We start from the raw sequence: 11,989 nt of genomic DNA, 5'->3' as shown, positions 1-11,989 counted from the left end.
ATATTTTCAAGTATTTGTTATATTGGCTGTTAATACATGATTAATAAATCAATCTGGTTTATTGTTTTTTTTTGTTTAAGGAGATGTGTATAAGAGACAGATCTAGTATAGTAATATTTCCACTGTCTATTTTTTTAATTAAAAATAAAAGCTCAAAAAAATTAAAATTTTTCATTCTAGCTAGTGTGCTTGTGAGTGTTTTTATTTTGGTAAACGTAAAAATATTCACATCTATTAATTTTAATAATGTAATTTTGACAAAGCTTACATATGCTTTATCAGGGATGCTTGACTCTGGAATGATGTCTCAATCGATAATAACAAACATTAAAGGTCTTCTGTTCTTTTTGGTACCATTTGCAGTGTTGTTTGTTCGAAGAAAGCTAGATAAGACCTTCTACCCATTTTTAGCTATGACAGTCTTTGTTATGAGTACATCTTACCTACCAAGTCTGTCTTTCCGTGTTACTATGCCTATCTATGCATTGTTAACTGGCTTTTTATACTTTAACTACTTGGGGCGAACTAAACTGTGTTTGGGGGTAGTTTTCCCTATACTCGTATTCAGTCTGTTCAACTCGACATATTTCTCCAAGTTAAACTATGAGAGATACGCAATGTTTGATACAAAGCCGTTTTACTTCATTCCGTCACTATTTGAAGACAGAGTTTTAAAGATAGATAGGTTCTCTTTACCTAAGATTTCAAATCAAGAAAATGAAAACAAATTATAAACAAGAGACAATAATGAAGAAAATATTATTAGTTAACAGAGGTACTTGTAATAATTTGGGAGACCAAGCTATTAATGTTGCTTTTGAAAAATTTCTTAATAATGAAATTGGCTGTGATGTTGTGTGTGAAGACTATACTTCTAAGTCTCAAAATGTGAATACCATTAACGCTGGTCAAGATGTAAGTCCTTTAAAAGGATTTCTTAAAAAAATTCTTCCTCTCAACCTAATTTGGTTTTTTAGAAACTATAGTCGAATCAAGAAATGTATCGATAATAACTTACCTGACTTAATAGTCGTTGGCGGTGGACAGTTACTGCTTCATGGCAGATTTAGTGTTGCTGCTTTTACTTGGGTTTACCTTGCAAAGAAACTCAATAAGAAAATAGTTTTTTCTAATGTTGGCTATGGAGGGAATTATTCTTGGTTGGAAGGTAAGCTTATTAGTTGGGCTGTAAATCATGCAGATGGTATAAACTTCAGAGACAACAGGTCATCTAAGATGATAGATGATTTATATAGTGTTAAATCAGTGGTTTCTGGAGATGTCGTATTTACTGAAAAAACCTTAACATTTTGTCCTGAAAAACAGACTCTTATCGCCTTGGGTATTACAGCGCTCTCTGTATATAATATGTATAACTCCAAACTTGAACGGGATGAATATTACAATTTATGGTTGGAGTTTTTAAGGAAGAACAACATATCAATCTCCAATGTCGTGTTGACCTATACTACTCAAGAAGATAGCGTCGAATGTGAGCTTTTCAAAGAATATATAAAGAGAGTACATAATGTTGATCTTGATATTCTCTATAATAAAACTTTGGATGATTATAAGAGAAACTTAGAGTCGATGTCTCTTGTTGTGTCTGGGCGTATGCATGGTTTGATTTTGGCTATAAATAGTGGCTGTAGAGTCATTACATTTCCTATTTCTAATAAACTTAAGTCTTTTGATGATATTATTATTTCCGAAGATCTTGTTGAATTTAGAGAACGAACTAAAAAAGAAACTAGAAAATTCATTAATAGTCATTTGTAATTATGTGAGGTTGATGTGAAATTAGGTATTTATGCCAACTGGAATATATTTCTCGCTGATGGTGGCTTTTATGTCGAAGGAATACATAAAAAGTATCTTGATCAGTTCGTTAAAAAAACAGAACAGGTTACATTGCTATGTTCCTCATCTAGGAATTCTGATATTCCAGAAAATTTTGAGTTTGTTTCTACTCAGGACGTAAAACTAATACAGTTACCTGATTTTAATTCCTATTTAGGGGCCTTAAAAAAAAGCCATTCAATTTGGAATGGAATGAAAGAACTCCTTTCTGTTTCAGACTTTGTTTACTTAAGAACACCAGAACCATTTAGCTGGTTTGCAGCTGTACTGAAAAAAGATCAAGTTCTAAATTATCATTTTACTTCAAATCCTTTAGAGGTGCTTAGGGGTAGAATGAAAGATGATTTCATTAAAAATCTATTTAAAATATTAATTTTTTATCCAGAATATTTTCTTATTTCACTTAGTGCTTATTTTAATTTCTGCTCTGCTAATGGTAGCTCTGTACTAAAAAATGTTCCTTTTTTTATCAGAAAGAAAATTGATGTTTTGGTAGAAAGTAGTATTTTATCTACTGATGAATTCTCTTCACCTAACCTATTGCCCAATGAAAGCTTTAACTTTATTTGTGTTTCTCGTCTTCAAGAAGGTAAAGGTTTAGAGTTATTGATTGAGGCTTTCTCCGAATTAAAAAAGGAAAACGCAAGTAAGTCTTTTTCCTTGTCTATTGTTGGCAATGGTCCAACTTTAGAATCATTACTATGTTTGACTAAAAAATTGCATATTGAAGATGATGTTAAATTTCTAGGTTTTATTCCAAATGGTCCTAAACTTAACCAGGTGTATCAGGAGCATAACATTTTTGTAAATCCATCCATTTCCGAAACTGGACCTAGAACGTTAATTGAAGCCCTATATAACAATTTATATTGTATATCTACTGATGTTGGTTATGTCCGTGATGTGATCGATGGAAATGATTCGCTAGGGGTTTTAGTCGAGCCTAATTGTAAAAAAGCGCTGGAGGCTTCATTGAAGTCAGTGGTTCAAAACTTCGACCTATCAGATATTAATAATACTAATAGACGAAACTTGATTGAAGGTTACACATTGGACTCATTTATTAGTAATGTTCTCAAGAAAGGCTAAGGGTTAAGTATGAAGAAAAGACTAAACTTTTTGTACAGTTGGTTTGTTTGGGGGGTGACTTTTTTCTTTCCTGATGCTCCTACTATAATGAGGTTCCGAGGGTGGTTATACTCTTTTTTCATGCCTAGTTGTGGTAAGAACTTTCAGGTTGCTTCTAGCGTCAGGATATTAGGCTTGGCGAATTTAAGTGTTGGAGAGAATGTCTTTCTAGCAACCGGCGTTGTTATAAATGCTCGCGAAAGAATAACTTTGCATGATGAAGTTCTAATAGGTATTAATACTTTGCTTGTTTCGTCAAACCATACTAAGAAGAACGGGTCTTACAGGTTCGGAAAACCGACAGGTTCCCCGATTATTATCGGCCAAGGAACTTGGATTGCTGGTAATGTTGTTATCGGTGCTGGAGCAACTATTCCCCATAGTAGCTTGATTGGAGCAAACTCATACGTTAACAAGAAGCTTACTGCAGTAGGTCTGTACGCAGGTAGTCCGGTTAGATTGATCAAAGAGGAACTCTAAATTGACTTTTATGGTTTCTATTATCATGCCAACTTACAACTCTGATCAAACAGTTGTAGAAAGCATTCAAAGTGTACTATCCCAAACGTACAAAAACTGGGAACTTATAATCGTAGATGACAGATCTACCGATAATACTTGGCAAGTCATTCAAACATATGCTGATAAGTACGACAACATTCGTGTATATCAGAATAAAGAAAACCTAGGTGCTGGAGCGAGCCGAAATTTTGCGATAAAAAAAGCAAAAGGTCGCTTTATTGCATTTTTAGATTCTGATGACTTATGGATGGAAAATAAACTAGCAGAGCAGATTCTATTCATGCTTGAGAATAACTATCCACTCACATACACCCACTATAGCCGTTTTAACAATGAAGAAGAGCTAAGTGTTGTAACTGCACCCGAATATACAACGTATAAAAAACTTATGTATAGTAACGTTATCGGATGCCTAACTGCAGTTTATGACACACAGGCACTAGGTAAGCGCTATATGCCGCTTATTCGTAAACGTCAGGATATGGGATTGTGGTTAGATATACTGAAAGATACTCCCAAAGCTTACTGTCTACCTAAGCCATTAGCAAAGTATCGGATGGATAGTGGTATGACAGCTAACAAATTTAGCGTTTTGTCATACCAATGGAAGTTCTATAGAGACGTAGTAGGTTTGAGTTTGCCAAGAAGTCTATTTACATTTTCTGTCTATGCCGTTAAAGGTACGATGAAACACCGAACTAAGCGCAAGTCTTAGTCTCGCTAATCTCCGTAGAACCTAGTAACACAAAATACGCATACAAAAAGAGCAGCTACCGTAAGGCGCTGCTCTTTTTTATACCTACGATCCGTTCGGTTTAATTCGCCGTTTTCTAGCGCCCCATCCCAAACAACACTGTTTTAACCGTAAGGAAAAGAATCTTCACTTCCATCATCCAGTTTTGGTGTTTGATGTAGTAGATATCGTATTTATGCTTCCAAATAGCATCTTCTACCGATGCGCCGTAAGGGTATTTTACTTGGGCTAGACCAGTTACCCCAGGTTTAACGGCGTGACGAAAGCGGTAGTAAGGAATGGCTTTTTCCAATTCAGAGATGAACACCTCGCGTTCTGGGCGAGGACCAACCATCGACATCTCTCCCTTTAGTACATTGATTAACTGAGGGAGCTCATCTATGCGAGTTTTACGAATAAAACTGCCGACTTTCGTTACGCGAGCGTCATTCTTAGTCGCCCATTGGGCACCGTTCTTTTCCGCATCGTTTCGCATCGAGCGAAACTTGATCACTTCAAACTCTTCATTATATTGGCCAGTACGACGCTGCTTAAAGAATACCGGGCCTGGTGACTCCAGCTTAATGAGCAGTGCCGTAATAAGCCCTACTGGGATAGCAACCCACGATAGCATAAAAACAAACAAGAGATCGATGAAGCGCTTTTGCCAGCTGTTCTTACGATTAGAGAGGATAGAAAAAGCTTTTTGGTGTAAGAAGTAGCCGCTATGCAAGAGCTCAGTTTCAGTGTAGCCAAGTGAACGATCAAAGTAGCTCACTAAAGGCTCAACCCAAGCACCTAGTTCTGTCGCAGCTACAAGAAACGCTTGTTGCTCAGGGTTTAGGTGTGAGCTTTTGAAGTGGCAAAGGGTTTTACTCTTGAAATCCCTAAGGGCATAGTTATTAACTTGTGCGTTAATCTCAGGGTGTCTCTTAAGTACTTGAGCAATCTTTGCTTCGTCTTCTTTCGGACAGTAGATATAAAGGCAAGCGTCTGCTTCACTTGCGGATAACTCGTCCAATGCTGATGTTATGCTGATAGAATTATTTTTAGTTAATTCAGAAGCTTCTCGTTCTTGAAGCGTGTCGCTCATACTGTCTGTCATAGGAATGGAATAAGTTGTTTTCGACTAGCCAATTGCTTACAAGTCGGCGATTATAATTTAATTCGTATAGAAATTATATCCCTTAATCCAGAACATGCTTGTAACTTTGTTAATTTTCTTGAACCTGAGTCCTTACTTATGGCTTGTTTTTGAATCTTGACGTAACTATATCAATGAATTCGACAAACTATGTTTGCGATATATTATGTTGCCTCGAAATTAAATGATTATCTAATTCACTATATTACGCAGTTATATCCGAGGTTGATTAGTTTTTGATAAAGCGCTTTTTTCGAATCTTCCTCACCATGTATAAGGTGAACCTCTTTAGGAGGAGTAGGAATGGCAGTTACAAATTGTATTAAGTCGTTCATATCGGCATGCGCAGAGTAGCCTGACATCGTATGAACTTGAGCTTTCACTTTCACGCGCTTACCTTCAATCAATACACTTTCTTCTCCATCCTGGATACGCCGACCTAAAGTCCCTTCCGCTTGATAGCCAGCAAATAGAACATCATTTCTTTCATCAGGCAGTAAAGCTTCCAAATAATTGACGACACGGCCACCTTCACACATTCCGGAGGCTGCAACCACGATAGCGGTTTCTGATGTACTTGCGAGACGGTTAACGAGCTGTAAATGGTCTGCGTGGCTTTCGATCGTAATGCATTGGTCAAACGCGAGAGGATGTCGATGATGATCGAGTCGCTCTTTCGCTTCAGATCCCCAAAGTTTTTTAAATTGGCGATAGGTATTGGTCACCTTTTTAGCCAAAGGAGAGTCGAGAATAATAGGCAGTGAATCTTGCAAAGCGTGCTCATGTATAAGCTGCTCTATATCAAAGAGTAACTCTTGGGTTCTCCCGACACTAAAAGCTGGTATCACAATTACGCCACCATCCCTAAGTGCGTGCTCAATAATAGAAAGTAATCGCCTGCTGCGAGACTCTACATCCTCGTGAATTTTATTGCCGTAAGTCGACTCGATAAACAGGTAGTCAGCTTTTTCCGGTGATAAGGGATCCGGTAGGAGAGGTGTGTTGCGAGGTCCCAAATCCCCAGAGAAAACAACAGCCTCCTGGTTTGATAAATGAAATTCAACATATGCTGAGCCTAAAATGTGCCCAGCAGGTTGAAAGCGCAGAGAAGTACTCTCTTCTATTTCTACCCACACTGAGTAAGGACAAGGACGAATAAGCGCTCGAATAAAATCGAGCACTTTCTCTCTTTGATGACGTCGCATACCCAATTGGAGCTTTAAACCATCTTCTAACATAAGCGGCACGAGCTCAGCGGTGGCTTCCGTACAGTAGATAGGGCCCTTATAGCCAGCTGCTAATAGCCAGGGCAGCCTACCAATATGATCGATATGAGAATGGGTCAGCACTACCGCTTTGAGATGAGCGATAGAAAAATCGATACCCCAACTCTGCTGCTGAGCATTGTCTTGGCCTTGTAGCAAACCACAGTCGATCAGCACACTTCCATTTTGTAACACGAGCTCGTGACAAGAGCCAGTAACCGTATTTTTCCCACCGTGGTGCAGTACTTTCATAACAAAACGACGCTTTTATCTTTGCTAGCTTACGCTTGTGAGTATCTATTTTACACATAGTCAAACCTCACTACTTGGCAGCGATTCGGTAAATCGCTCAGTAGGTAGGTAGGGTAAGCAGGCAGATAGTGAATAAGTGAGCGTATTGTAGGCAAGCAAAATAGGAGAAAGAAAATGGCAAAACTGAAAGTTTAGAGAGACTTAGATATTCGTCATAAATTTGACTACGTTTCATTGCAACCGCTTGTGATGCAATTCATATTATTGCAACTATTTTCATTTAAGCTTTTGGAATCAGCATCACTGGCTGTTTAGTGCTCGTTGGGTAAATGGGTGTCTGATAATTATAATTTTATAAAACACGCCACATTTATGACGGAATAAGTGTCAGAAAAAAGACATTTTTTTGTAAGCTTTTTACACGTTCTACTTTTAGTTGCAACGTGTTTACTATACAATTCGTCTCCTGTTTGGAAATGCAACCGTTCACATTACGTGCAAAAACTTGCTTCTAGGAGCCAGACCTAGGGGCGGTAGCGTGCCCAAATCATCGGTGAAGCCTCCTTCCTAATAAAAGAAAGAGGTCAAACTAAAGAATTTTCAATAATAATAAGCACCTAAGTGCATTTCTGGCAAGATTGATTTATAAAAAACGAGAACTATTACAAATTTATGTAATTCCCTTTTGTCAGAGGGATGCTCAAAGCTAACAAAGTGGCGAGCAAATGTTGGTTAGGCATAGGTTACAATTTAAATCTCCATTTCTCATACCTATCAAAACCAAGCACTAAGCGTGTAGAAGTAGTTAACTGTCGGCTCAAACCGTTAGTTAGCATATACAAGCTTTGTATTTGGCCTGCCTATAAAAAGCTGTGAAACCGTGACCGTCATGAGCGAGTATCGGGGTGATTCAGTTACTTACATATTCAATATTAAAAATGAGCGTTTGCTGTGCGTTACAACCCATGTTGTCTAATGTGGTTTTGTCACGCCAAAAAATCACCTGCTTGTTCTTAGGTTCGGCTTATTCAGATATGAGCGAAAAAGAATCAGCAGTATCGGACCTGTGATGCAATGGAATCCGTAAAGGGAATCAGTCGGATGCGTTATAGATTTACCTCAAACTTATTTAATAACACAGTTGGCTATCATGAATAATGCATATTTATTTGTATTTATTTTGTCGTTCGTTCTACTTTTTGTTATGCGCAAGATCGCTAAGCGCGTAGGTCTAGTAGATAAACCCAATGCAAGAAAGCTTCACCAAGGTGTGGTGCCACTTGTAGGAGGGATCTCCATTTTCTCTACTATACTGGTGGGGTTCCTTCTATTCTTACCAATGAATGACAACCTATCACTCTACTTATCTTGTTCGGCTGTACTCATCGTGCTCGGTGCATTAGATGACTACTACGATGTAAGTTTCAAAATTCGCCTTATTATCCAAGCAGGAATATCCCTTGCGATGATTTACATCGGGGGCCACAGCTTACACGATTTAGGCTACTTAATGGGGAGCGAAACCATTGCCCTTAATGAAGTCACTGGCGCAGTGATCACCGTGATTGCGGTAATAGGCGCAATTAACGCATTTAATATGGTTGATGGCATAGACGGCTTGCTGGGCGGGTTAGCCTCGGTCACCTTTACAGCATTAGGTATTGTATTTGCCTACAACGGAAACGAATATTTAGCCACGATCTGTTTAATGATCGTGACTGCGATGCTTCCTTATATCTTCCTGAACTTAGGTTTCCCACTTGGTCGCCGCTTTAAGATCTTCATGGGTGATGCAGGCAGTATGTTTATCGGCTTTACCGTGGTCTGGATGCTGATTCGCGGCACGCAAGAACCAGGAGCTGTAGCCTTCAAGCCAGTCACAGCACTGTGGTTGATAGCTTTACCGTTGATGGACATGGCAACCATTATGATCCGTCGTATTCGTAAAGGTCAGTCACCATTCCAACCAGACAGAGAACATCTACACCATATTTGTCAGCGTATTGGGCTTTCTCCAGGTGCAACGTTAATTTTCATCTGTTCGATGGCATCGATTTGTGCTGCGGTAGGCTTATGGGCTGATTTTAATAATATTAGTGAATCAATAATGTTTGTGGCATTTTTAATTCTCTTTATATGCTATTTCTCTGTTATCAGCCATATTTGGCGCATCTCTTCTTGGTTAAATGTTTGGAAAAAGCGTCATAGAATTACCACTGAGCAATTATAAGTTACATATAGGAAAATTATTTTTATTTTATATTTGGCTAGGAAAAAAGAATGACAATGAAAAAGATTTTAACAGTTTTTGGAACGCGTCCTGAAGCTATAAAAATGGCACCTTTAGTTCATGCTCTATCAAACGATCCACGTTATGATTCTAAATGTTGCGTTACCGCGCAACATAGAGAGATGTTAGATCAAGTATTAGAACTATTTGAGATAAATCCTGATTATGATCTTAATTTGATGAAGGCAGGACAAACTTTAAATGATGTCTCGGCCAAAATTATTCAAGAATTAAAACCTGTTCTTCAAGATTTTAAGCCCGATGTGGTATTAGTGCATGGGGATACGGCTACCACGTTTGCTGCGAGTTTAGCTGCGTATTATGAGCAAATAGAAGTAGGCCATGTTGAAGCAGGTCTTCGCACTGGAAACATATACTCTCCTTGGCCAGAAGAGGCCAATCGACGTCTAACTGGTGTTTTGACGAAATATCATTTTGCTCCTACTGAAACATCGAGAGATAACTTACTTCGAGAAAATTTTTGTCCAGAAGATATATATGTAACAGGTAATACAGTAATCGATGCATTACTAATGGTTAGAGAAAAAATTGAAACCAATACAGGGCTAAAATCTCAGCTAGAGGAACAATTTCCGTTCTTAGACGAAAATAAAAAGTTGATTTTAGTTACAGGACACCGACGAGAAAGTTTTGGGGGGGGCTTTGAAAGAATTTGTGAAGCTTTAGCACAAACTGCGAAAAGTAATCCAGATGTTCAAATCTTATACCCAATGCACTTAAACCCGAACGTGCGTGAACCAGTTAACAGAATATTGGGTGATATTGACAATGTTTTATTGATAGAACCACAACAATATCTGCCATTTATTTATTTGATGGACCGAGCCAATATCATTTTAACCGATTCTGGCGGCATCCAAGAAGAAGCGCCATCGTTAGGCAAGCCAGTTTTAGTGATGCGTGATACAACAGAAAGACCAGAAGCGGTTGAGGCAGGTACGGTAAAATTAGTTGGCACAAGTACGGACAAGATAATTACCGCATTAGAAGTCTTATTAAAAGATGAAGCGACGTACAAAGAAATGAGTTATGCACATAACCCATATGGTGATGGCAAAGCTTGCCAAAGAATTTTAAACACATTAGCAAAATAAAATTTAATATCGGAATAAATTATGTCATTTGAAACAATTTCAGTAATTGGCTTAGGATATATTGGTCTACCAACAGCGGCAATGTTCGCTTCTCGTAAGAAAAACGTCATTGGCGTTGATGTAAATTCAAAAGCAGTTGAGACCATCAATCAAGGTAAAATTCATATTGTAGAGCCTGAGCTAGATATGATTGTGAGTGCTGCCGTGACAGAAGGTTACCTCAAAGCGAGTCTTACACCTGAACCGGCAGATGCTTTTTTAATTGCTGTTCCAACGCCTTTTTTACCATGTGACGAAGGGGATGTTCCCGCACCAGACTTATCATATATCGAAGCTGCGAGTAAAGCTTTAGCTCCGGTGCTGAAGAAGGGGGATCTAGTAATTCTAGAGTCAACATCTCCGGTTGGTGCGACAGAAAAAATGTCTGCATGGTTAGCGGAAACGCGTCCTGACCTTACTTTTCCTCAGACCCATGGCAATGATGCTGATGTAAATATTGCCCATTGTCCTGAGCGAGTTTTACCAGGTCACGTGGTTCGTGAGCTGGTCGAAAATGATCGAGTCATTGGTGGTATGTCAGACCGTTGTTCTGAGCGCTCTGTTGAACTTTACAAAACATTTGTTCAAGGGGAGTGTGTAGTAACGAATGCGCGCACTGCCGAAATGGCAAAATTAACAGAAAATAGTTCACGTGATGTTCAAATTGCTTTTGCCAACGAGCTCTCCATTATTTGTGACAAGTTAGATATTAATGTTTGGGAACTGATTGAACTGGCAAACCGTCACCCTCGCGTGAATATTTTGCAGCCTGGACCTGGCGTGGGTGGACATTGTATTGCGGTAGATCCTTGGTTCATTGTTTCAAATACACCAGCTGAAGCTCAACTTATTCATACGGCACGTAAGGTTAATGATGGCAAGCCTGAATGGGTTATTGAAAAGGTAAAACTAGCTATCGGGGAGTTTTTACAAGAAAATCCCGATAAAACGGCTCGTGAAGTAACGGTTGCTTGTTACGGTCTTGCATTTAAACCGAATATTGATGATTTACGTGAGAGCCCAGCTTTAGAGATAACCAAAAAAATTAAAAAATTGCATGCGGGGCGGGTATTAGCAGTAGAGCCAAATATTCATGAACTTCCTCAATCGCTTGCAAATTTAGAGCTAGCAACTTTTGAGCATGCAAAGGCTGAAGCGGATGTGCATGTAATGCTCGTTGATCATACCGAGTTTAAAGAAGAAACTGTATGTGCTAAGTTTATCCTGGATACGAAGGGCATTTGGTAACTTATAGCATAGAAAAAGCCAGCAATTGCTGGCTTTTTTAAGAGAAAAAAATGTTAAAAAGACATTCATCTTTAATTATCATGGGAGTCTACTCACTAGTATTTTTTTTATCTAGTGTGCTGGGTAAAAAGCTCTTAGATGAAAATGAGTTTTATGTATTCAATGTTTCAATTGTTCTCTTTTCCATGGCGTTTACTTATTGCTATTTAGGAACGGAACAACTTTTTGTTAGATTTAGTTCAATAATTAAAGATAAAACACATATATCCATAAATGTTATAAAGTACATGTTGTGTTGTTCTTGTTTATATATTGTTTTCTCCACTATTTTAGTAAACACATATATATCTGTCTCTTATACACATCTGACGCTGCCGACGAATAGCCTTGTGT

The 11,989-nt window shown here is 38.3% G+C and carries 9 protein-coding genes; 7 read left to right on the top strand and 2 right to left on the bottom strand.

Annotation, left to right across the window (positions count from 1 at the left end; translation table 11 throughout):
- The first annotated feature begins 747 nt into the window (after positions 1 to 747).
- The 4 genes from EX191_RS22295 to EX191_RS22280 are packed head-to-tail and all read left to right on the top strand — an operon-like array spanning position 748 to position 4,225.
- Positions 748 to 1,779, top strand: coding sequence for a polysaccharide pyruvyl transferase family protein (locus tag EX191_RS22295; protein ID WP_193448516.1), 1,032 nt, complete (start codon positions 748 to 750; stop codon positions 1,777 to 1,779).
- A 15-nt stretch (positions 1,780 to 1,794) separates the two neighbouring features.
- On the top strand, positions 1,795 to 2,949 hold the full coding sequence (locus EX191_RS22290) for a glycosyltransferase (protein ID WP_164666546.1): 1,155 nt from the start codon (positions 1,795 to 1,797) through the stop codon (positions 2,947 to 2,949).
- A 9-nt stretch (positions 2,950 to 2,958) separates the two neighbouring features.
- On the top strand, positions 2,959 to 3,468 hold the full coding sequence (locus tag EX191_RS22285; protein WP_139059589.1) for an acyltransferase: 510 nt from the start codon (positions 2,959 to 2,961) through the stop codon (positions 3,466 to 3,468).
- Positions 3,469 to 3,478: 10 nt separating this feature from the next.
- Positions 3,479 to 4,225, top strand: a complete 747-nt coding sequence (locus EX191_RS22280) for a glycosyltransferase family 2 protein (protein WP_164666587.1) — start codon at positions 3,479 to 3,481, stop codon at positions 4,223 to 4,225.
- A gap of 115 nt (positions 4,226 to 4,340) precedes the next feature.
- Here the strand turns inward: EX191_RS22280 and EX191_RS23095 are convergent, their stop codons facing one another.
- Complete coding sequence (locus EX191_RS23095) at positions 4,341 to 5,348, bottom strand: sugar transferase (RefSeq protein WP_193448515.1); 1,008 nt, start codon at positions 5,346 to 5,348, stop codon at positions 4,341 to 4,343.
- Between the two features lie 239 nt (positions 5,349 to 5,587).
- Positions 5,588 to 6,904 (bottom strand): MBL fold metallo-hydrolase RNA specificity domain-containing protein, encoded by a 1,317-nt coding sequence (locus EX191_RS22270; RefSeq protein ID WP_193448514.1) that lies wholly within the window; start codon positions 6,902 to 6,904, stop codon positions 5,588 to 5,590.
- 1,150 nt (positions 6,905 to 8,054) lie between these two features.
- Between EX191_RS22270 and wecA the strand changes: the two genes are divergently transcribed.
- From wecA to wecC, 3 genes are read left to right on the top strand one after another with little or no spacing between them, the layout of a single operon-like run.
- Positions 8,055 to 9,134 carry a UDP-N-acetylglucosamine--undecaprenyl-phosphate N-acetylglucosaminephosphotransferase gene (wecA, locus tag EX191_RS22265; protein WP_193448513.1) on the top strand — a complete coding sequence of 360 codons (1,080 nt, stop codon included), beginning with the start codon at positions 8,055 to 8,057 and terminating at the stop codon, positions 9,132 to 9,134.
- Between the two features lie 50 nt (positions 9,135 to 9,184).
- Positions 9,185 to 10,309, top strand: coding sequence for a non-hydrolyzing UDP-N-acetylglucosamine 2-epimerase (gene wecB, locus EX191_RS22260; protein WP_274614268.1), 1,125 nt, complete (start codon positions 9,185 to 9,187; stop codon positions 10,307 to 10,309).
- Positions 10,310 to 10,330: 21 nt separating this feature from the next.
- Positions 10,331 to 11,596, top strand: a complete 1,266-nt coding sequence (gene wecC, locus EX191_RS22255) for a UDP-N-acetyl-D-mannosamine dehydrogenase (protein ID WP_193448512.1) — start codon at positions 10,331 to 10,333, stop codon at positions 11,594 to 11,596.
- Positions 11,597 to 11,989: the final 393 nt, after the last annotated feature.

It is taken from the genome of Vibrio chemaguriensis (assembly GCF_012275705.1).
GTDB lineage: Bacteria > Pseudomonadota > Gammaproteobacteria > Enterobacterales > Vibrionaceae > Vibrio > Vibrio diabolicus.
Note: the sequence above shows the minus strand (reverse complement) of the source record. Positions and strands in the feature narration are given on the sequence as shown.